The sequence below is a fragment of the Marinomonas sp. ef1 genome (genome assembly GCF_002806845.1).
Taxonomy (GTDB): Bacteria; Pseudomonadota; Gammaproteobacteria; order Pseudomonadales; family Marinomonadaceae; genus Marinomonas; species Marinomonas polaris.
In genome coordinates, this window is sequence record NZ_NHTT01000012.1 from 1 (window position 1) to 21,353 (window position 21,353).

Below are 21,353 nucleotides of genomic sequence, written 5' to 3' on the forward strand. Positions count from 1 at the left end.
TAAAACCGGTCTGCGATGATCTTCTGAAGCCTCCAGCGAGCGCCCACACAAATTATCTGATTATCTATTTTAAAGAGCGTCACCACACATGATGTGCGGCTGAGGTCGTATATAGTACAGAATATTTTTATCCATGCAACCGTTTTTAAACAAAAAAGTCACTGTATTGTAAAATACAGTGACTTTTCTTAAATAATCAAAGATCAATTACTTAATTTCGAGTGCTTGCGCTTCGATTCTGGCTTTCCATTCGGCAGGCCCTGTGATGTGTACAGATGTACCTAACGTATCAACTGCAACTGTTACAGGCATATCAACCACATCAAATTCATAGATAGCCTCCATACCTAGCTCAGGAAAGGCAACAACATCTGCTTTCTTGATTGCTTTAGAAACCAAATAAGCCGCACCACCTACTGCCATTAGGTAAACCGCACCAAATTCTTTGATCGCTTCAATTGCAACAGGACCACGCTCAGATTTACCAATCATACCAAGCAGACCCGTTTTATCCAGAATCGTGCGGGTAAATTTGTCCATTCGTGTCGCAGTAGTTGGTCCAGCAGGTCCTACAGCCTCATCTCTCACTGGATCAACAGGCCCAACGTAATAAATAAAGCGACCTTTAAGATCAACAGGAAGCTCTTCGCCGTTAGCGATCATCTCAACCATTTTCTTATGAGCGGCATCACGACCCGTTAGCATTTTACCGTTTAACAAAACGGTTTCACCAGGCTGCCACTCTTTTACTTGCTCAGGTGTAATTGTGTTCAAATCAACTCGACGAACACTTTCCCCCACTTCCCAAGTAATTTCCGGCCAATCATCTAATGATGGTGGCACCAAATCTGCTGGACCAGAACCATCAAGCACGAAATGTGCGTGACGCGTAGCAGCACAGTTAGGAATCATAGCAACAGGCAAAGACGCCGCATGAGTTGGGTAATCCATGATTTTCACATCAAGAACAGTCGTTAAACCACCTAGCCCCTGTGCACCAATACCTAGATTATTAACCGCATCAAAAATAGCCAAACGAAGCTCTTCAACACGTGTTTGTGGACCGCGGGCTTTCAACTCATGAATATCAATCGGCTCCATCAAAGATTCTTTCGCCATAACCATGGCTTTCTCTGCTGTACCACCAATACCTATGCCAAGCATTCCAGGCGGACACCAGCCCGCGCCCATTGTAGGAACTGTCTTCTTAACCCACTCAACGATATCATCGGAAGGGTTAAGCATCGCCAATTTGGATTTGTTTTCAGAACCGCCACCCTTAGCAGCAACATGAACCTCAACCGTATCACCAGGTACAACCTCCATATGAATCACAGCAGGTGTATTGTCTTTGGTGTTTTTACGAGCCCCAGCAGGATCGGCAAGAATAGAGGCACGCAACACATTATCTGGATGAAGATAAGCTCGACGCACACCTTCATTAATCATATCAGTGACACTTCTTGTACTTTCCCATTGAACATTCATGCCAATTTTAATAAAGACAGTAACAATACCAGTGTCCTGACAAATTGGACGCTTACCTTCAGCACACATACGAGAATTAATGAGAATTTGTGCCATCGAATCTTTCGCGGCCTTACTCTCTTCTCGCTCGTACGCTTCATGCACTGCTTTTACGAAGTCCAGAGGGTGGTAATAAGAGATAAACTGCAATGCGTCTGCAACGCTATCAATCAGATCATCTTCTTTAATAATGCTCATGCTTCTCTCCTGCTGAGTATTACGATTGAATCGAAAACGAAATGGTAAAAGATGCAGCCTTGCAAAGAAAGCTTTATGGTGGGTTTTAAAGAAATATACCCTTCATCAATTGAATGAATGAGGGGTATAAATAATAAAAGGTTAGTTCTTTTAGGCAAACAGCTTAACGATTTGCTTTTTGCTCTCTATCAGATTTTGGCTTCTGCACAGAGTGCTGGATATACTCTTCTAAAATTTGAGCAGTAAATTTTTCCCTCTCAGGTAAAGACGCAATACGCTCAGCTTCCCAGTTGATCAGACGAATAAAGACAGAATATTTTTTAATGAAGCCATAACCAATATCCCTAACACCTATATCATTAGTCTCCATCAAGTAAATAACTTGCTCTAAATTCTTCTGAGTCTCGAACTGGCCACCCTCGCTCGCAGCAATCAACAAACGCTGAATATGTTGGATCGGATTTTCAGATGCTCGTGATTCTTTTTTTGCTAAATTAGAGGTTAAAAATTTATCTAACATCTCTTCAGTGTGCACTTCTCTTGCATGCACATCAGAAATTAGCGCAGACTCACGTTCTAACAAACGAATAAACAAGCTCTTATTTTTAATATCTGAGAACTCTAAATCTTTAAGAGAAAGACCATTCTGAGACATAATATCAATAACTTTTTCATAAGATGCCGTAGCATCCTCACCAACAGATACCGCGAGCACAAGATGACGGCGCAACTCATGCATTATTTTGGCAGCCCGATAATCTTCTTTGCGCTGTAGGTGCTGCTTAAGAGACTCTTTGTTTTTCACCAAAGCATGACTAACTGCATCGTATCCTTGAACTGCTTCTTGCTCATCTCTTAAACGAGCCATACGGATTTTGGTGCAACTATTTTCCCAAGCTTCATAAGACTTTGCTCTAGCCTGAAAAGCTCGTTCAATAGCTTCTTCAAAGCTTTGCTCAATTCGCGCACGCTCGGCACGCTCCTGCAATTCACCTTGTTCGTGCTCATAACGTTTCTGCTTTTTAAGCTGCAGATTTTCCTGAGCCAATAGAAGCTGCTTATCTAAAGTCTCTATATCCGCTTGGATTTTGGTTTCATCAAAATCAGCAAGTTTTTCATAAACTTTTGACCAGTAACCATCCTCTATGAATGGCACATTTGGATCGCTCGTCGCATATTGCGTTTTAAGAGTTTCAGTAAATCCATGATTATCTGGACGGAAAGCTTTAGTGGCATTAATAACATTATCACTGGAGGTATAGCTAGCAGAGCCATCCTGTCCATTTTCGTTAGCAACAGACGCTGCCGCCATAACCACATCTTCCATTACACTTTCCGCTGTCATGCTATTTTCACCGACATTATTGCCATCTAATTCAAAATTCGACTCAACTTCTTCAGCTTGAGCATCCACACAAAAAGTCATTTGATCGTCATTACTAACGCACACCTTTTCGTTATCAACATTTTCATTATCTGCCAAAAATGAATCATGAGGTGAATTATCAGTATCGTGAAAACTAGATAAATCCATATCATCAAGAATAGTACGAGCAGATTCATACGCTCGACTAGGATCGTTATCTTTTTCACTGAAACGACGATGATACACAGACCCTTCGGAGGATGATTTTACAACGACTTCTTTTTGATATCGCGGAATCGCCCCACCCCAACTCACGCGGTAAAGCATAGCTCGGTCACACAACTGCAAAATAGGTAGCTCTCGTTGAGCAACCTGATATTGCCTAATCAGCGACTCCGCATGACGCAAAGCCATTACTGATTCACTTGAATTAGTAGAGGTTGCTAAATTCAATAATTTAACAACTTTCTGTATGGCCTTCTTCCTTTTGCTTATGCTCATAAAACACGCTTTCCAAGTTGGCTAAATTTCACTCAGTATAGAATACAAATTCAGGGCTTTTTCTCAATAGTAAAGTTCAGCCCCATCGCTAGGCAGCGTTAAATCATCACTTAGCAATGAATGAACCTTCTGCAAAATCTCAGCCAAGTCTTCTTTTGAATAAGGAATAGCATCCAATTTCCCCCAAATAGGACTAGGCCAGCAAGGATCAGTCTTATAACGAACTATATGATGTATATGCAATTGCGGCACCTGATTGCCTATAGCGGCAACATTCAGTTTAGTTGCGGAAAAGGCATCATGAAGAGTTTCCGCCAACAGGCAACTTTCTGCCATCAGTTGCTGACGATCCTCTTCTACAAGTTGATATATTTCAGTAATGTCATTTCTCTGCGGCACAAGTATAAACCAAGGAAACTGAGCATCATTTATAAGACGCAACTGACACAATGAAAAGTGTCCAACAAGAATAGAATCACGACCTAACACAGGATTTAACTCAAACATCTTTACATCTTCCTATTTACAAAAAAGGCTTTCATAAGCACTATAGCACCCTATTTTTAAAAACTCTCAGAGACTTGGAGCCCGCATGACTGATATGCAATGTGCCGTGGATGCACAAGCAAAATTAGCCGAATGTCCTCGTTGGGACGAGCGCACTCAAACGCTCTATTTTGTCGATATAGATTCTTTCATACTATACGCTTACGACACAAAAACAAAAAAACTAACAAGTCGCGAATTCGACGAAGAAATCGGCTGCTTCTCACTAGTTGAAAACGGTGGTTTTATCGCTGCCTTCCGTTCAGGTGTCTATACGTTTGAACACATAAATGCTGATTTAAAGCCTTATTGGCTTGCCACTTACGATCAAAGAACAACCCGCTTTAACGATGGACGCTGTGATGCTAAAGGTCGTTTCCTAGCTGGCACAATGTACTCTCCAAAAGATGCCTTCAAGGGAGCATTACATCAATTCAGCGGTGGCAAAGAAAACCTGATTGATCAAGCCGCTTGGACATCTAATGGTTTAGCATTTTCCCCTGATAACACCATTATGTATTATTCGGATACTCCGAATCATGTTGTTTATCAATTTGATTATGACTTAGAAAACGGCACCGCAAGCAACAAACGCGTTTTCATTCAATTTCCACACGGCAACGGTCGCCCAGATGGTGCTGCGGTTGATAGTGATGGAAATTACTGGTCTGCTCTTTATCAAGGACAGCGCGTTGTAAAAATTAGCCCACAGGGTGAAATTTTAGAGGAATATCCTGTTCCTGCAACATACCCAACCATGGTTGCCTTTGGTGGACCAGAAATGACAACACTATTTGTGAGTACTTGCCGTGGCGCACAAACAGATGAAGAGCTGAAACAATTCCCTCAAGCAGGCGGAATTTTTGCTCTAGAAACGAATGTAAAAGGCCAGATTGAGCCGCGTTTTGCAGGCTAAGGCTTTTTTTGTAATTTGATGTTTTTTTTGCAATTTAACTTTAATCACTCAACTTTAAAGTACTGATATTATTATGCGCGCAAGCAACTATTTATTCTCTACCCTACGTGATGCACCAACTGACGCAGTCGTCACCAGCCACCAGCTAATGGTTCGTGCAGGCATGATTCGCCAAATTTCAAAAGGTTTGTACACTTGGCTACCTACAGGCCTTAAAGTCTTCCGCAAAGTCGAGAGCATTGTTCGCGACGAAATGGAAAAAGCCGGCTCTCTTGAGGTCATGATGCCAGGCGTTCAACCTGCAGAATTATGGCAAGAAACAGGACGCTGGCAGAAATATGGTCCTGAACTACTACGTCTGCAAGACCGCCACGGTCGCGAATATTGCCTTGGCCCAACCCACGAAGAAGTCATCACAGAACTTGCGCGCAACGAACTGACTAGCTACAAACAGCTACCAATGAATTTCTTTCAAATTCAAACCAAATTTCGTGACGAAGTTCGCCCTCGCTTTGGTGTAATGCGCTCACGCGAATTCTGCATGAAAGATGCGTACTCCTTCCATGTTGGCGCTGAATCACTCCAACAAACCTATGACGTAATGCACCAAGCTTATTGCAATGTATTTGATCGCATTGGCCTTAACTACCGCCCAGTTCGCGCAGATACAGGCAGCATCGGTGGCGCATATTCACACGAATTCCATGTATTGGCCGACTCTGGTGAAGATGACATTGCTTTCAGTGATTCATCTGACTTTGCTGCTAATATCGAGCTTGCAGAAGCCGTTTGCCTAAAAGAAAAAGCCGACACACCAACGCAAGATATTACTGAAGTATTCACACCTGACTGCAAAACAATTGCAAAAGTGGCTGAATTCTTAAAATTAGATGTTACTAGCACGGTTAAAACCATGCTAATTAAAGCCGTTGATGAAAATGACCAACCAACTATTGCAGCCCTTGTGCTACGCGGCGATCACAACATCAACGAAATCAAAGTTGAAAAACTAGCTGGCGTAGTTATACCATTTGAGTTCGCTGATGAAGCCGACATTATCGCCAAAACAGGCTGCGCTCCCGGATCTATCGGACCAAAAGGCCTTGCTGAAAAAGGCATTCGCGTAATTGCTGACCGCTCCGCTGCTGTTATGTCTGACTTTTGCGCCGGCGCAAATAAAGACGACTACCATTTCACTGGCTTGAACTGGGAACGTGACTGCGCTGAATTTGAAGTTGCAGATATCCGCAATGTTGTAGAAGGTGATCCATCTCCAGACGGTCAGGGCACTATCGTCATTAAACGCGGTATCGAAGTTGGTCACATTTTCCAACTTGGCCAACAATACGCCGAAGCACTTAAAGCGACCGTCCTTGACGAAAATGGTAAAGCGCAAGTCATGCACATGGGCTGTTATGGTATTGGCGTTTCTCGTATCGTCGCAGCAGCAATCGAACAAAACTTCGATGAAAAAGGCATTTTGTGGCCAGAAAGCATCGCACCATTCGATATTGCTATTGTTGCGATGAACTACGACAAATCCGAAGCAGTACGCACAGAATGTGACCGCCTATACGCTGAATTAAAAGCAAAAGGCTTAGATGTATTACTAGATGATCGCAAAGAACGTCCAGGCGTTAAATTCGCAGATTGCGAACTACTAGGCATCCCGCATCGTTTAGTTGTTGGCGATAAAGGACTAGAAAAAGGCACATTAGAATACAAATACCGTAAAGCTGGCGAGAACGAAGACATTGCTATTGCCGACGCTATCGATTTTATCTTAAGCAAAAAATAAGACCACCAAGCCTGACGGAAGCAGTTCCTTCTGTCAGGCTTTTTATACCAGAGATCCAGTAATAAATAGGAACCAATATGACCACTATTTACCACAACCCTCGCTGTTCAAAATCTCGCCAAACCTTACAACTTCTAGAAGAAAACAATATCCAGCCTGAGATTCGTCTGTATTTGCAAGACACACCAAGCATCGAAGAAATCCAAACACTGCTTACACAGCTTGATATAAAGCCGCTAGAACTCATACGCACCAAAGAAACTATCTACAAAGAACTTGGCTTAAGCAAAGACTCTACTGACGAAGAACGTCTGCAAGCTATGCACACGAACCCAAGCCTAATAGAACGCCCTATTGTTATACACAACAACAAAGCAAAGATTGGTCGCCCACCTGAAGATGTTTTAGCCTTATTTAAATAAATGAGAGCAACTAAATAGGAACTACTGAATGATCCCTTCACCTTACGTATTGGTTTTGTTTTATAGTCGTCACGGCTCAGTCTCAGAAATGGCAAAGTACATTGCTCGCGGCATCAACAAAACCAACGGCATAGAAGCAAAGATACGCCAAGTTCCAGAAGTGGCTGATACAACAAAAGTCGCCGCTCCAGCATTACCAGACGATGGCGCGCCTTATTGCACTTTGGAAGAACTAGCAGATTGCTCAGGACTTGCTATAGGATCACCTTCCTATTTTGGCAGTATGGCCGCACCACTGAAACATTTCATCGATCAGACATCGACACTCTGGCTAACAGGCCAATTAATCGACAAACCCGCTTGCGGCTTCACCAGCGCAAGCACCATGCATGGCGGCCAAGAACAATGCATTCACAGCATGATGACACCGTTAATCCATCACGGCATGGTTTGGCTTGGTTTGCCTTACAAAAACAAAGAGCTAATCAGTACGCAGGCAGGCGGAACGCCTTATGGTGCAAGCCACCTAGCAAACAGCACACATGAAACTGCTTTAACCAATGATGAAAAAGCACTTTGTGAAGCGCAAGGTAAACGCATCGCCGAAATGGCCATCAAGCTAAAAAAATAAGCCTTTTTAGTTTATCTAGAACAAACCATACAAAACGAAAAAAGCCGCAACATAAAAAATTATGCTGCGGCTTTTTACTACCTAATGACTAGTATCTTACAATCAATTCTTAGTGATTAAGCTCAATGCCTTGGAAGCTCGATATCCTTAAACAATAATTCAACATCTTGCCGATTCCCAGCCTCCATCGCAGCCATTACGACATCTTTTGTCAGATGAGGCGCAAAAGATTCAATAAATTTATACATATAGCCACGAATAAATGTATTACTACGAATGCCTATTTTTGTGCAACTGTCTGCAAAAAGATGCGAAGCATCTAAAGCAACCAAATCTGCATCTTGTATTTCATCATGGGCCATTGAAGCTACAATCCCCACACCAAGTCCTAAGCGCACATAAGTTTTAATCACATCAGAGTCCGCAGCAGTAAATACAACATTTGGTTGTAATTCTGCCTCTTGAAACGCCTGATCCAATTGAGATCGACCCGTAAAACCGAATACATATGTGACAATAGGATATTCAGCCAATGCTTGCAGAGTCAGCTTATTTACTTTTGCCAAAGGATGGTCTTTTGGCACAACCACTGAACGGTTCCACGTATAACAAGGCAACATAACCAGATTGCCAAATAACTCTAACGCTTCTGTCGCAATTGCAAAATCGACAAGACCGTCGTTTGCCATTTCTGCGATTTGCATTGGTGTTCCTTGATGCATATGCAAACTAACGTCAGGATAACCTTCAATGAATTGATTAATCACTTTAGGCAAAGCATATCGAGCCTGTGTATGCGTCGTTGCGATATCAAGCGACCCTTTACGCTCATCACTAAATTCTTTCGCCACACGCTTAATATTTTGCGTTTGACTAAGCACTTCACCTGCTAAAGCAATAATTTTTTCGCCAGCCGGTGTCACATGCGTTAGGTGCTTTCCGCTCCGCGCAAAAACCTCTACACCAAGCTCATCTTCCAAAAGACGAATCTGCTTACTAACGCCTGGCTGTGACGTGTATAAACTTTGCGCCGTGGCCGAAACGTTCAAGTCATGACGTGCCACTTCCCATATATACCTAAGCTGCTGTAATTTCATCGTCTGCCTTATTCGAAAAAGAGTTAAAAACATAATAAAATATTACTTTATAGAATAGTAAAAAACCTCTAGTGTTGCCAGCTTAAATAACTTCAATGTGGCTTTCTAATGGATTTTCTTTGGTACATTTCTGCAGGTGCGGCGGTTGGCTTGGCTGTTGGCATCACAGGTGTTGGTGGCGGCTCACTTATGACACCACTTTTATTGATGTTTGGCTTTCCTCCCCATATCGCGATTGGCACAGATCTTATGTATGCAGGCATTGCAAAAAGCACCGGCGTTGTCATGCATGCTAAACGCGGCAATGTAAACTGGAAAATTGTTTTCGCCATGGCGGCAGGAAGCATTCCCGCTTCCCTCATAACCGTTTGGGCATTATCAAAATTTGAAAAGCCCGATCACTATCAAGAAATTTTAACCAGTACGTTAGGTATGATGCTAGTTCTCACTGCCGTGGTTATATTATTTAGAGCTAAGTTAACCAAAGCACTAAGCTTCAACATATCAGAAGACCAAAGTACAAAAATCGTCTTTGTCTGCGGATTTATTTTAGGCGTATTAGTTACCCTTACTTCCGTTGGTGCTGGTGCCTTAGGAACCGCCATCATGATGATATTATTTCCGATCATGAGAGCAAAAAATATTGTGGGAACCGACCTAGCACATGCAGTACCACTAACCCTAGTTGCCGGGACAGGACACATTTTTTTAGGCAACGTTGACTACTCATTACTCGCTGCCCTTTTAATCGGCTCCATACCGACAATATACATTGGTACACGTATCGCAAGCCATGTACCCAACCATGTTTTACAACCTGTATTAGCAACCGCTTTACTCTCTTTTGGCGTGAAGTATCTTTTCTTCTAAAAAGTCAAAAAATCACAGCTAAGCGGTTCATTCAGAGGGAAAAACACGATATTGTAAGCAGCTATAACTAAAAGCAAAAAAGCAGGAAACCCCGCAATGAGTAACAAACGTCTTGAAGACTTAAATATTGCCTCATTTACCTCTCTGGTAACACCGAGTCAATTAAAGAAAGAACTGCCTGTTAGCGAAAGTGTTAGCATCCATGTAGCTAAATCACGCGACATAATCAAAAACATTATGGACGGCAAAGACCACCGTCTGGCTATCGTAATTGGACCCTGCTCTATTCATGATCCAAAAGCAGCTTTGGATTATGCGACACGCCTAAAAGCGCTTGCCGAAAAATTAGATGACACCTTATACATCATCATGCGTGCTTATTTTGAAAAGCCACGTACTACAGTTGGCTGGAAAGGCTTAATCAACGATCCTAACCTAGATGGTACTTTTGACATAAACAAAGGTATTCGCATTGGCCGTAAACTACTTATCGATTTATCCGAGCTTGGCCTTCCACTTGCCACTGAAGCTTTGGATCCTATTTCACCTCAATATATTCAAGACCTTATTAGCTGGTCTGCTATCGGTGCGCGCACGACAGAGTCACAAACTCACCGTGAAATGGCATCTGGTCTATCTGGCCCAGTTGGATTTAAAAATGGCACTGATGGCGGTCTAACCGTTGCTATAAATGCAATGCAATCAGTCTCCCATCCGCATTCTTTCTTAGGCATAAATGAAGAAGGTCAAGTGACCGTTGTAAATACTAAAGGAAATGATTACGGGCACATTGTTCTTCGTGGCGGCGGCGGAAAACCGAACTATGAAACAAAATTTGTAGCTGAAGCTGAACAAGAATTATTGAAAGCTAATCTAAAAGTGAACATCATGGTGGACACCTCCCATGAAAATTCTAGTAAAAAACCTGAACGCCAAGTAACCGTTGCAGAAGACTCAACTCAACAAATCCTTGATGGCAACCAATCCATTATGGGACTAATGATCGAAAGCAACATCGGCTGGGGCAACCAAAAAGTACCAGCAAACTTAAGCGACCTAGAATACGGCGTATCCATTACTGATGCCTGCATTGACTGGGAAACGACAGAAAAAGCGCTAACAGAAATGGCTAATGCATTACGTGACGTACTTCCAAAACGTCAACGCGGATAAGTTTTATTAACTAGAAAGCCACCCAATAAAAAGGGGAATCGCAATATAGCGACTCCCCTTTTTTATTAAATGTTTTTTGTAAGATACACTTACATGAAAGCATTATCTGTAACAGTATGATCCGTAGAGTCTTTAACAGCAGTAAGACCTGGAACTTTCTCCATTAAAGTTTTTTCAACACCTTCTTTAAGAGTCAGATCAACCGCACTACAACCCTGACAGCCGCCACCGAATTTCAATACAGCAACTTGACCATCGATCACTTCAAGCAAACTTACTTCTCCACCATGAGCCGCTAAGCCTGGATTGATATCAGAATAAAGTACGTAATTGATTTGGTCTTCAATTGGACTATCTGCCGTGACTTTTGGCATTTTGGCATTAGGCGCTTTAATAGTTAGCTGACCGCCCATTTTTTCAGTAGCGTAATCAACAAAAGCTTCATCCAAAAAATTTACAGAATTCTTTTCGATGTACACTTTTAACTTAGGCAAATTCAAGATTTCGTCTGTTTCATTTACTTCGTCTGGACGACAATAAGCAAGACAAGTTTCAGCATAAGGCGTACCCGGCTGCTGGATAAAAATTCGCACTGCAATACCTTCTACACCTTGTTTTTCCAGCAAAGAAGAAAGATATTCTTGGGCACCATCGGTAATTGTAATATTCATAATAACCCTTTCAAAATCTACATAACAATCAATGAGGGTTATATTACAGGAGATAAAGAGCAAAGCCAAAGACCAAGTAAAAAAGTAGGGTATTTTTCCTCTTTCTATATATACCTTTTTCCGATAAAGAGATTCCGAATAAGCCTTATTATGAAAACCACTAAAGATATAGGTAAATATTCATTTTTAGAATAAAGGATATTTGCTAACATAGTTCAACTTACATTTATTAACCACGGTTCATTTCACTATGTATCAATACGACGCCATTGACCAACAGCTTGTTGAAGAGCGTGTAGCACAATTCCGCGACCAAACACGCCGCTATTTAAACCAAGAATTGAGCGAGCAAGAATTCTTACCATTGCGACTACAAAACGGCCTTTATGTACAACGCTACGCACCAATGCTGCGTATTGCTATCCCATATGGAATGCTTTCTAGCGCTCAATTACGTAAATTAGCCGATATTAGCTGCCGCTATGACAGATCATACGGGCATTTTAGTACCCGCCAGAACTTACAATTAAATTGGCCTAAAATAGAAGACGTGCCTGATATTTTAGCAGAACTTGCTGAAGTACAGATGCACGCCACTCAAACCAGCGGTAACTGTATTCGTAATACAACGACAGACCAATACGCTGGCGTTATCTCAGATGAAGTCGTTGATCCACGCCCATACTGTGAATTGATTCGTCAGTGGTCTACCTTCCACCCTGAATTCGCATTCCTTCCTCGTAAATTCAAGATTGCTGTCAATGCTACTGAGTCTGCTGACCGTGCTGCCGTACAGGTTCATGACATTGGTCTGCAAATCCGTAAAAATGATGCTGGTGAAATTGGCTTTAAAGTCATGGTTGGCGGCGGCCTAGGTCGCACTCCAATGGTTGGCGTTACAATCAGTGAGTTCATTCCTCGCGTAGACCTACTAACCTACCTAGATGCCATTATTCGTGTATACAACCAACAAGGTCGTCGTGACAATAAGTACAAAGCACGCATTAAAATATTAGTCAAAGCGTTAGGGATCGAAGAATTCCGTAGCCGTGTTGAAGCTGAATGGCAACACCTAAGAGGCAAAGAAAGCACTGTTCCAATGAGTGAATTCGAGCGCCTTCAAGGCTTTTTTAGCGAGCCTAACTATGAAACACTAGAAAACAATCCAGCTAGCTTAACAAACAAGCTAGCTGACAGCGCTGGCTTTGCACGTTGGTTTGAACGTAATACTTTTGAACACAAAAAAGCAGGTTACCGCATAGTAACATTGACTCTCAAAAAAGCAGGCCAAGCACCAGGCGATGCAACCGCTGAACAAATGCAAAAAGCAGCAAATCTTGCCGACCAATTCAGTTTTAGTGAGTTGCGTGTTAGCCATGAGCAAAACCTAGTACTTGCTGATGTTCGTCAAGACCAATTGGTAGAGCTTTGGGAAGCAGCAAAAGAAGCTGGTTTTGCCACACCAACTCTTGGCCTATTAACTGACATGATTTGCTGCCCTGGCGGTGATTTCTGCGCGTTAGCGAATGCGAAATCCATTCCGATTGCAGCACAAATCCAAGAAACCTTTAATGATCTTGACTACCTCTACGATCTTGGAAATATCGATTTGAATATTTCAGGCTGCATGAATGCATGCGGTCATCACCATGTTGGTAACATCGGTATTCTAGGTGTAGACAAGAAAGGTGAAGAGTTCTACCAAATTTCAATTGGTGGCGCTTCAGGGCACGATGCAAGTATCGGCAAAATCCTTGGCCCTTCATTTGCTCAAGAAGAAATCAGCAGCGTTATTCAAAAGCTAATGAACGTCTATGTCGAAAACCGCTCTGAAGAAGAACGTTTTATCGACACTTATCGCCGCGTTGGCATCACACCATTTAAAGAGGCCGCTTATGCCAAAGCTAATTAAAAACGGCGAGATAATCGACAACACTTACAATTGGATACAAGACGTCGAGCAAGAAGTTACACCGAACAGCATTATTGCTGCGCAGAAATGGTTATCTGAAAAAAATACTATTAGCAACGTCGCTGGGATTTGGTTAGAAGCAGGAAACGGAGTCGAGTTCCTACAAGACGTTGATTTAAATCAATTCGATGTTATTGGCGTTCATTTTCCTGCATTTACTGATGGAAGAGGCTTTAGCTATGCGCGCCTTTTAAGAGAGAGATTAAATTACCAAGGTGAAATTAGAGCGCTTGGCAACTTCATTCCTGACCAATTAGGCTACCTTTTACGCGTTGGATTTAACAGTTTCCAATTCAACGAAGAAGTAAATTTAGAAAAAGCCCTTGCCCTACATAAGCCTTTCTCAATCGCTTATCAAGGTGACGTAACGGACCCTAGACCGCTATTCTTGCGTCGCTAGACAAAACATTTTCAATAAACTAACAAGAAAAGGCCATTACGATGGCCTTTTCTATTGCGTATTGGACGCCTCATCATTATCGTACTAAACAGATAAAGTGATTGATTGTTAAAGGAACTTGACGTGTCTAAAATACGCATTACCAGCCTAATTATTGGCGCACTACTCTCTGCCACTGCGCATTCTGCGACAGTATATATTTCCGACATCCAATTTGTTGCCATCCGCGAGGGGCTAGACAACAATACAAGAGCAGTAGAAAGAGGCTTAAAAAGTGGAACTCCATTAGTAGTTTTAGAACAAAACGATGGCTATACGAAAGTTCGAACGCCAAGTGGAAATGAAGGCTGGGTTGCAGATTATTTTCTTAGCGAAGATATGGTAACAAGAGACCAGCTAGAGACACTACAAACTCGTTTAGATAAAAGCACAGAAAGCAGAACGGAAGTTGCCGATGCACTGAAAGTAAGCCAACAAAAAATTCAAGAGCTAAACAGCACAAATACTGCGCTTCAGGACGAGAACGAATCGCTAAAACAACAACTGCAAAATGCCGCTGAATTATCAGAAAAGGCACAAGCCATCGTATCTCAAAACGAAGATGTTAGTTATCAAATAGCAACTCTCAAACAGCAAGCAAGTATAGCGATAGCTCAAGCAGAGAAACTACAAGATACGACCGAGCAAAAATGGTTTATGATTGGAGGAGCAACTCTTTTTGGTGGCTTAATACTAGGCATACTGTTACCCATGCTACGACGCAAAAAAAGCGGTACAGGCTCTTGGTCTTAAATAGAGGTCTTCGCTTTATATAAGCTCCTAGCTTTATAAAGGATAATTAATGGAAGCATCGATAGTACACTCCTTCTTTTTAATATTTGCAGGAGCGGCAGTCGTTGCTTCCATAGCCTTATACACAAGGCAACCTATGATTATCGCCTACATTGCCCTTGGCGTTTTATTTGGCCCCTCCGCACTATCCCTGATTAACGAACCAAAACTAATGGACGAGATGAGCCATATTGGCATCATCTTCTTACTCTTTCTACTTGGCTTAGATATGCAGCCAAGTCACTTAATAAACATGCTCAAAAAAGCCTCATGGATCGCCCTACTTAGCTCCGCCGTTTTTGCAGCTTTAGGGTATGGAGTAGCTATTCTTTACGGCTATAGCAGTATTGAGGGTGCAATCATTGGCCTTGCAATGATGTTCTCCAGCACAATCGTCTGTATAAAATTACTTCCTACAACCGTTTTACATCACAAACACACAGGCGAGCTTGTGGTTGGATTATTGCTATTACAAGATATGATAGCAATTGCCGTACTGCTTGTTCTGTACAGTATTTCTGGTGCAGAAGACAATGGCGCCATGCAATACCTAAAACCCTTGATCGGCCTACCACTAATAGTGACTGGTGCCTTTCTATTCGTAAAATACATCCTGTTAAAACTGATCACTAGATTTGACCGTTTTCATGAATATATTTTTTTAGTATCGATTGGTTGGTGTTTATCCATGGCAGTGCTTGCCGAAACGACTGGCTTATCAGCTGAAATGGGCGCATTTATAGCCGGTGTTGCATTAGCAACCAGCCCAATTTCTCAATACATAGCTACTCATCTAAAACCACTAAGAGATTTCTTCTTAATTTTGTTTTTCTTTAGTATTGGTGCGAGCTTTAATCTTGATCTACTAGGCCTCGTCATCGTGCCCGCCTTAATATTGGCCATTAGCTCAATGCTTATCAAACCTGTAGTATTTCGCTACCTACTGAAAGGCATAAAAGAAGATGCAAGCACTTCTTGGGAGGTTGGCTTTCGCTTAGGGCAAATAAGTGAGTTTTCGCTGCTAATTGCTTATCTAGCAGCCAACATAGGCCTAATTGGTAAAGAAGCTTCCCATGTCATACAGGCCACAGCTATTCTTAGTTTTGCGCTATCAACCTATATTGTCATTTTAAACTATCCCAACCCTATTGCCATATCAGATAGATTGCGACGAGATTAGAGCAATTCAGTTGTTTTATCGCCCTCATTAGAAGAACTTCTGCCACATTTATAAAATGCTTTTATCTTGCCTCTTTCTTTAAGTGCATAAAATATAATAGAATAGCGCGAAATACCTGACTACCAATGCAAAAAGTCTTGTATACTAACGCGCAAATTTCGTCCTCACTTATTTAGAGTAATGTAATGGCTGACTTATCAAAATACAGAAACATCGGTATTTTTGCTCACGTTGACGCGGGCAAAACTACTACCACAGAACGTATTCTTAAACTTACTGGTATGATCCACAAGCTTGGTGAAGTACATGAGGGTGAATCTACTACCGACTTCATGGAACAAGAAGCTGAACGCGGTATTACCATCCAGTCTGCGGCTGTAAGTTGTTTCTGGAAAGATCACCGCTTTAACGTTATCGACACACCTGGACACGTTGACTTCACAGTAGAAGTATACCGTTCACTAAAAGTTCTTGATGGTGGTATCGGTGTATTCTGTGGTTCTGGCGGTGTAGAGCCACAATCAGAAACTAACTGGCGTTATGCGAACGATTCTGAAGTTGCACGTTTGATCTTCGTAAATAAGTTAGACCGTCTAGGCGCTAGCTTCTATCGCGTAACTGAGCAAGTTAAAAAAGTACTTGGCGCGACCCCATTGATCATGGTTCTACCTATCGGTACTGAAGATGAATTCTCAGGCGTTGTTGATCTATTAACTCGCAAAGCTTACATCTGGGATGATTCTGGCCAGCCAGAAAACTACAGCATCGAAGATGTTCCTGCTGACATGGAAGAGATTGTTGAAGAATACCGTGAAAAGCTTCTAGAAACAGCTGTTGAGCAAGACGATGACGTAATGATGGCCTACATGGACGGCGAAGAGCCTTCTATGGAAGACCTAAAACGCTGTATACGTAAAGGTACTCGTGATCTTGCATTCTTCCCAACATACTGTGGTTCTGCCTTCAAAAACAAAGGCATGCAACTTCTTCTTGATGCAGTAGTCGACTACCTACCAAGCCCAACCGAAGTAGATCCTCAAGATCTTACTGACGAAGAAGGTGTTCCAACAGGTGAAAAAGCGATCGTAGATGCTAAAGAGCCGCTTAAAGCTCTTGCATTTAAAATCATGGACGACCGTTTCGGCGCCCTTACTTTCGTACGTATCTACTCTGGCGTACTAAACAAAGGTGATACAATCCTTAACAGCTTCACGGGCAAAACCGAACGCGTAGGCCGTATGGTTGAAATGCAAGCGAACGACCGTAATGAAATTAGCACAGCTCAAGCTGGTGATATCATCGCAATCGTTGGCATGAAAAACGTGCAAACTGGTCACACTCTATGCGATCCTAAGCACCCTTGCACTCTTGAAGCAATGGTTTTCCCTGAGCCAGTTATCTCTATCTCTGTTACGCCAAAAGACAAAGGCGGCAACGAGAAAATGGGTATCGCAATTGGTAAAATGGTTGCTGAAGATCCAACGTTCCGCGTTGAAACTGACATTGATTCTGGCGAAACCATCCTTAAAGGTATGGGCGAGCTTCACCTAGACATCAAAGTAGACATATTGAAACGCACTTACGGCGTTGATCTAATTGTAGGTCAGCCACAAGTAGCTTACCGTGAAACTATCACGAAGAGCATTGAAGACACTTACACTCACAAGAAACAATCTGGTGGATCCGGTCAGTTTGGTAAAATCGACTACCGCATCAAGCCTGGTGAAGTGGGTTCTGGCTTCAAGTTCACATCTTCAGTTGTTGGTGGTAACGTACCAAAAGAGTTCTTCCCAGCTGTAGAGAAAGGCTTCAAGTCTATGATGAACCAAGGTGTTCTAGCAGGCTTCCCTGTACTAGACGTTGAGGTTGAATTGTTCGACGGTGGATTCCACGCGGTTGACTCTTCTGCAATTGCCTTCGAAATCGCTGCTAAAGGTGCCTTCCGTCAGTCAGTTCCAAAAGCTGGCCCACAGTTGATCGAACCAATCATGAAAGTTGACGTGTTCACTCCAGATGACCACGTTGGTGATGTTATCGGTGACTTAAACCGTCGTCGCGGCATGATCAAAGACCAAGAGAAAGGTTTGACTGGTGTTCGCATCAAAGCAGACGTACCTCTATCTGAAATGTTTGGTTACATCAGCACTCTACGTACAATGACTTCTGGTCGTGGTCAGTTCTCTATGGAGTTCTCTCACTACCTACCATGTCCTTCTAACGTAGCTGAAACCGTTATCGCTGCTGTTAAAGAGAAGAAAGAAAGAGAAAAGAACTAAGTTCTAGTTTTTTCTAATCTCTAAAAAAACCCGATACACATTGTGTATCGGGTTTTTTATTGGCCAAAATTCCCCCCTCCTTCACCAGCCAAAACTTTAAAGACATAAAAAAAGCGCCGAAGCGCTTTTTAAATTCATATCAGAGTTAATCAGCTACCCATTAGAACGGAACAGGATATTCTTTAAAGACTGCCATGATATCCTTCAAAGCTTCTTCAGACAGTGGCATGTCAAAAGCAGCCATATCTTCTTTCAACTGCTCAAGAGACGTCGCACCAATGATAGTTGAACTAACACCGTCAACTTGATCACACCATGCTAATGCAAGCTGCGCAGCAGTAAAGCCATGTCTCTTAGCCACTTCCATATAAGCGGCAACCGCTTTCTCAACCAAAGGGGTATCACGGAAAATACCGTTACGCTGCGCATAGGTCCAACGACTTCCTGCAGGGCGGGCACCACCAAGATACTTACCTGTTAAAGCACCAGCCGCCAAAGGCGACCAAGGCAAATACGCAACATCTTCATGAACACAGTTTTCAACCAAATAGGGCCAATCTTTTGTGTGTAACAAGCTAAATTCATTTTGAATAGAAGCAACTCGAGGCAAACCATGTTTATCACTCAAACGAATAAACTCATTAATCCCCCAAGTCGTATCATCAGATAAACCAAAGTGACGAATTTTACCCGATTTAATACAAGCATCTAACCCTTGAAGAATATCTAATATTTGAGCGGACTGCTCATTACGATCAACATCAGTAAAGCTAATAACCCCAGGGAAGTGCTTTGCAAAATGTGGTGTAGAACGATTTGGCCAATGAAGCTGATAAAGATCAATATAATCTGTCTGCAAGCGCTTCAGAGAAGCATCTACTGCTTCAATCACCGTTTTGCCAGAAATATTGCTTCCATCACGAACGTATTTCATTCCAGGGCCGGCAATTTTAGTAGCAAGAATAAATTCTTTACGACGCGATGGATTACGAGAAAGCCAATCACCAATAATAGTTTCTGTTTTACCATAAGACTCAGGCGTTGGCGGTACAGAATACATTTCAGCAGTGTCGATAAAATTCACACCATTTGCTAAAGCGTATTCAATTTGAACATCGGCATCAGCTTGGTTGTTTTGAGTACCCCAAGTCATGGTACCCAAACATACGCGAGAAACTTCTAAGCCAGTTCGGCCAAGTGGAACATACTTCATGATATCAACCCTTTAAATTCAAGCGGCACATACAAGATGCGAAAGAAAATAACTAAAGAATCAATGTAATAAATTTTTTACTTACTAGCCAGTTTTATCAATGAAAACAATAAGGAGTTAAGCCTAGCCGTCACAACAATAACAACACTATTGATCATTAAGTAATGACTCATAGCGCTGATCTGTTAATGTTTTCAAAAACGCAACAATGGCATCCACCCTTTGATCTGGCAAGGCTGGACCCTTTTGCAAATTCACCAAGTCGATATTTTCCGCCACTTCAGGCTCAGCCCAAGGCTTACCTGTTTCAGGGTTTATCGTACGCCTTGGATTATTATATTTATCATAAAAAAGCACTACCGTTCGAAGATCTTTAAAGACACCATTATGCATATATGGCCCTGTAACAGCGACATTTCGCAAAGACGGCACTTTAAATTTACCTGCTTGCTTAGGGTCATCTATGGACGGATTATCCAATAATCCAAGATCTTTTTTATTACCATTGTGCGTCATCAAGTCAGGGTTAGCCGGTACACCAATATTACGATATTCATAATTAGTAAAGGTTTCTTGGGAGTTAAGTGGTGAGGCATTCAGTTGGTGACAAGCATTACAGTTTGTAAACTGTTGAGAGAAAAATAAGGTTTTTCCAAGCTCCTCTTGAGGCGTCAGTTTTATCTCGCCACGTAAAGCTCGATCGTATTTCGAGTCAAACGGCAGGAACATAGCTGTTTTTTCAAACGTCGCAATAGCCTCTGTGATTGCGGCATAACCCTTTATTGGATCATTTAAAATATCTTGCCCATAAATTGAATTAAACAAGCCTTCATAGCGCTCATTTTCTTTTACCCGGTTAACAACAGCCGCACCGTCTGGCAAAGCCATCTCCAAAGGATTTAAAAATGGTCCTTCTGCTTGTTGCGCCAAACTAGAGGCTCGGCCATCTAGAAACTGACCACCACGATATTCACCATTAGACATGCGATGAAAAGCCGGAGCAAACGCCGCATAGGCCGCAGTCGGTGTATTGCGACTCCCCATAGATAATCGATCGCTGCCCAATGAAACCGCACCAAACAAGGCATCTTGTCTTTTATCTACAAAACCGTTTGCGATATCGTGACAGGTTCCACAAGACTGATTGCGCTCTTTAGATAAATTCGTATCAAAAAATAACTGCGCTCCCAACATCGCTTTAGGATCTGTCATTGCAACAGGAAGCTCAGGAGAGGAACTAGTAGACTTAGCTTGCAAAACAACTTGCTTAGGTTCACTGCAAGCAGCTAGAAACAAAGAAACAGCAATCACACCCAAAGAAAAACGCAGCATGTTATCTTACTCTAACAATCAAAAAAGAATGGCTCGCATCATACACCCATGAAAACCTGAGTAAAACGATGACGACTGTACAATAATAATTCGGCACAAAAAAAGCGCCAAACAAGACATACATCAATTGTCTCATTGAGCGCTTTCTTATTATTAACGAGAACTTACCGAAGCACTAATTCTGCTCTGGCAAGGTCACATTTAACTCTAATATTGAACAATCATCGGTATTGTCTAATTGTATCTGCACATCTTCATTGCCGATATTTACATACTTACGAATTACATCAATGATTTCTTGCTGCATCTGTGGCAAATAATCTGGCTGATGGCGTTTACTACGCTCATGAGCAACAATAATCTGCAATCGATCCTTGGCAACAGAAGCGGAGCTAGGCGCGCTTTTGCTTTTAAAATAGTCAAAAATTCCCAC

The 21,353-nt window shown here is 42.1% G+C and carries 19 protein-coding genes; 11 read left to right on the forward strand and 8 right to left on the reverse strand.

The features are described from left to right. Nucleotides 1–207: 207 nt before the first annotated feature. From CCS02_RS16125 to CCS02_RS16135, 3 genes are all read right to left on the reverse strand, one after another. The gene (locus CCS02_RS16125) at nt 208–1,725 is read right to left on the reverse strand and encodes a fumarate hydratase (protein WP_072841969.1); all 1,518 of its coding nucleotides are present in this window, start codon (nt 1,723–1,725) and stop codon (nt 208–210) included. A 163-nt stretch (nt 1,726–1,888) separates the two neighbouring features. Next, nucleotides 1,889–3,592 carry a DUF2786 domain-containing protein gene (locus tag CCS02_RS16130; protein ID WP_100188478.1) on the reverse strand — a complete coding sequence of 568 codons (1,704 nt, stop codon included), beginning with the start codon at nt 3,590–3,592 and terminating at the stop codon, nt 1,889–1,891. Nucleotides 3,593–3,655: 63 nt separating this feature from the next. Then, on the reverse strand, nt 3,656–4,099 hold the full coding sequence (locus CCS02_RS16135; RefSeq protein WP_072841965.1) for an HIT domain-containing protein: 444 nt from the start codon (nt 4,097–4,099) through the stop codon (nt 3,656–3,658). A gap of 85 nt (nt 4,100–4,184) precedes the next feature. Between CCS02_RS16135 and CCS02_RS16140 the strand changes: the two genes are divergently transcribed. The 4 genes from CCS02_RS16140 to wrbA all read left to right on the forward strand — a co-directional run bounded on the left by CCS02_RS16140 (nt 4,185) and on the right by wrbA (nt 7,905). After that, nucleotides 4,185–5,054 (forward strand): SMP-30/gluconolactonase/LRE family protein, encoded by an 870-nt coding sequence (locus tag CCS02_RS16140; RefSeq protein WP_100637116.1) that lies wholly within the window; start codon nt 4,185–4,187, stop codon nt 5,052–5,054. Nucleotides 5,055–5,127: 73 nt separating this feature from the next. Further along, complete coding sequence (locus CCS02_RS16145; protein WP_100637117.1) at nt 5,128–6,852, forward strand: proline--tRNA ligase; 1,725 nt, start codon at nt 5,128–5,130, stop codon at nt 6,850–6,852. Nucleotides 6,853–6,929: 77 nt separating this feature from the next. After that, nucleotides 6,930–7,274 (forward strand): arsenate reductase (glutaredoxin), encoded by a 345-nt coding sequence (gene arsC, locus CCS02_RS16150; protein WP_100637119.1) that lies wholly within the window; start codon nt 6,930–6,932, stop codon nt 7,272–7,274. 28 nt (nt 7,275–7,302) lie between these two features. After that, complete coding sequence (gene wrbA, locus CCS02_RS16155) at nt 7,303–7,905, forward strand: NAD(P)H:quinone oxidoreductase (protein ID WP_100188476.1); 603 nt, start codon at nt 7,303–7,305, stop codon at nt 7,903–7,905. 122 nt (nt 7,906–8,027) lie between these two features. On the opposite strand, the gene cysB is transcribed toward wrbA, so the two are convergent. Beyond that, nucleotides 8,028–9,002 (reverse strand): HTH-type transcriptional regulator CysB, encoded by a 975-nt coding sequence (cysB, locus tag CCS02_RS16160; RefSeq protein WP_072841955.1) that lies wholly within the window; start codon nt 9,000–9,002, stop codon nt 8,028–8,030. 108 nt (nt 9,003–9,110) lie between these two features. Here cysB and CCS02_RS16165 point away from each other — a divergent pair, with 108 nt between their 5' ends. Together CCS02_RS16165 and CCS02_RS16170 are read left to right on the forward strand one after the other, a co-directional pair. Further along, nucleotides 9,111–9,872, forward strand: coding sequence for a sulfite exporter TauE/SafE family protein (locus tag CCS02_RS16165; RefSeq protein ID WP_100637121.1), 762 nt, complete (start codon nt 9,111–9,113; stop codon nt 9,870–9,872). Between the two features lie 96 nt (nt 9,873–9,968). Continuing rightward, nucleotides 9,969–11,045, forward strand: coding sequence for a 3-deoxy-7-phosphoheptulonate synthase (locus tag CCS02_RS16170; protein WP_100188474.1), 1,077 nt, complete (start codon nt 9,969–9,971; stop codon nt 11,043–11,045). 89 nt (nt 11,046–11,134) lie between these two features. On the opposite strand, the gene nfuA is transcribed toward CCS02_RS16170, so the two are convergent. Next, nucleotides 11,135–11,716: a Fe-S biogenesis protein NfuA gene (gene nfuA, locus CCS02_RS16175; RefSeq protein WP_072841949.1), complete on the reverse strand. Its 582-nt coding sequence runs from the start codon at nt 11,714–11,716 to the stop codon at nt 11,135–11,137. A gap of 250 nt (nt 11,717–11,966) precedes the next feature. Here nfuA and CCS02_RS16180 point away from each other — a divergent pair, with 250 nt between their 5' ends. The 5 genes from CCS02_RS16180 to fusA all read left to right on the forward strand — a co-directional run bounded on the left by CCS02_RS16180 (nt 11,967) and on the right by fusA (nt 18,375). Then, on the forward strand, nt 11,967–13,628 hold the full coding sequence (locus CCS02_RS16180; RefSeq protein ID WP_072841947.1) for a nitrite/sulfite reductase: 1,662 nt from the start codon (nt 11,967–11,969) through the stop codon (nt 13,626–13,628). Further along, nucleotides 13,612–14,088, forward strand: a complete 477-nt coding sequence (locus CCS02_RS16185) for a DUF934 domain-containing protein (protein WP_100637122.1) — start codon at nt 13,612–13,614, stop codon at nt 14,086–14,088. Before CCS02_RS16180 ends, CCS02_RS16185 begins: the two co-directional genes overlap by 17 nt. Before the next feature lie 123 nt (nt 14,089–14,211). Next, on the forward strand, nt 14,212–14,880 hold the full coding sequence (locus CCS02_RS16190) for a TIGR04211 family SH3 domain-containing protein (RefSeq protein ID WP_100637123.1): 669 nt from the start codon (nt 14,212–14,214) through the stop codon (nt 14,878–14,880). A gap of 49 nt (nt 14,881–14,929) precedes the next feature. Beyond that, nucleotides 14,930–16,099, forward strand: coding sequence for a cation:proton antiporter domain-containing protein (locus CCS02_RS16195; RefSeq protein ID WP_100637124.1), 1,170 nt, complete (start codon nt 14,930–14,932; stop codon nt 16,097–16,099). A gap of 185 nt (nt 16,100–16,284) precedes the next feature. Beyond that, nucleotides 16,285–18,375 (forward strand): elongation factor G, encoded by a 2,091-nt coding sequence (gene fusA, locus CCS02_RS16200; RefSeq protein WP_072841939.1) that lies wholly within the window; start codon nt 16,285–16,287, stop codon nt 18,373–18,375. Between the two features lie 160 nt (nt 18,376–18,535). Here the strand turns inward: fusA and CCS02_RS16205 are convergent, their stop codons facing one another. From CCS02_RS16205 to minE, 3 genes are all read right to left on the reverse strand, one after another. Beyond that, nucleotides 18,536–19,588, reverse strand: coding sequence for an aldo/keto reductase (locus tag CCS02_RS16205; RefSeq protein ID WP_100637125.1), 1,053 nt, complete (start codon nt 19,586–19,588; stop codon nt 18,536–18,538). A gap of 147 nt (nt 19,589–19,735) precedes the next feature. After that, on the reverse strand, nt 19,736–20,920 hold the full coding sequence (locus CCS02_RS16210) for a cytochrome-c peroxidase (protein ID WP_100637127.1): 1,185 nt from the start codon (nt 20,918–20,920) through the stop codon (nt 19,736–19,738). 175 nt (nt 20,921–21,095) lie between these two features. Continuing rightward, on the reverse strand, nt 21,096–21,353 hold the full coding sequence (gene minE, locus CCS02_RS16215; RefSeq protein WP_012070053.1) for a cell division topological specificity factor MinE: 258 nt from the start codon (nt 21,351–21,353) through the stop codon (nt 21,096–21,098).

Coding starts and splice junctions, on each gene's coding strand:
- CCS02_RS16130 (WP_100188478.1), bottom strand. CDS start 3,592: ATGAGCATAAGCAAAAGGAAGAAGGCCATACAGAAAGTTGTTAAATTA.
- CCS02_RS16185 (WP_100637122.1), top strand. CDS start 13,612: ATGCCAAAGCTAATTAAAAACGGCGAGATAATCGACAACACTTACAAT.
- CCS02_RS16125 (WP_072841969.1), bottom strand. CDS start 1,725: ATGAGCATTATTAAAGAAGATGATCTGATTGATAGCGTTGCAGACGCA.
- CCS02_RS16170 (WP_100188474.1), top strand. CDS start 9,969: ATGAGTAACAAACGTCTTGAAGACTTAAATATTGCCTCATTTACCTCT.
- CCS02_RS16205 (WP_100637125.1), bottom strand. CDS start 19,588: ATGAAGTATGTTCCACTTGGCCGAACTGGCTTAGAAGTTTCTCGCGTA.
- CCS02_RS16165 (WP_100637121.1), top strand. CDS start 9,111: ATGGATTTTCTTTGGTACATTTCTGCAGGTGCGGCGGTTGGCTTGGCT.
- CCS02_RS16145 (WP_100637117.1), top strand. CDS start 5,128: ATGCGCGCAAGCAACTATTTATTCTCTACCCTACGTGATGCACCAACT.
- CCS02_RS16210 (WP_100637127.1), bottom strand. CDS start 20,920: ATGCTGCGTTTTTCTTTGGGTGTGATTGCTGTTTCTTTGTTTCTAGCT.
- arsC (WP_100637119.1), top strand. CDS start 6,930: ATGACCACTATTTACCACAACCCTCGCTGTTCAAAATCTCGCCAAACC.
- nfuA (WP_072841949.1), bottom strand. CDS start 11,716: ATGAATATTACAATTACCGATGGTGCCCAAGAATATCTTTCTTCTTTG.
- cysB (WP_072841955.1), bottom strand. CDS start 9,002: ATGAAATTACAGCAGCTTAGGTATATATGGGAAGTGGCACGTCATGAC.
- CCS02_RS16195 (WP_100637124.1), top strand. CDS start 14,930: ATGGAAGCATCGATAGTACACTCCTTCTTTTTAATATTTGCAGGAGCG.
- fusA (WP_072841939.1), top strand. CDS start 16,285: ATGGCTGACTTATCAAAATACAGAAACATCGGTATTTTTGCTCACGTT.
- wrbA (WP_100188476.1), top strand. CDS start 7,303: ATGATCCCTTCACCTTACGTATTGGTTTTGTTTTATAGTCGTCACGGC.
- CCS02_RS16135 (WP_072841965.1), bottom strand. CDS start 4,099: ATGTTTGAGTTAAATCCTGTGTTAGGTCGTGATTCTATTCTTGTTGGA.
- CCS02_RS16180 (WP_072841947.1), top strand. CDS start 11,967: ATGTATCAATACGACGCCATTGACCAACAGCTTGTTGAAGAGCGTGTA.
- CCS02_RS16140 (WP_100637116.1), top strand. CDS start 4,185: ATGACTGATATGCAATGTGCCGTGGATGCACAAGCAAAATTAGCCGAA.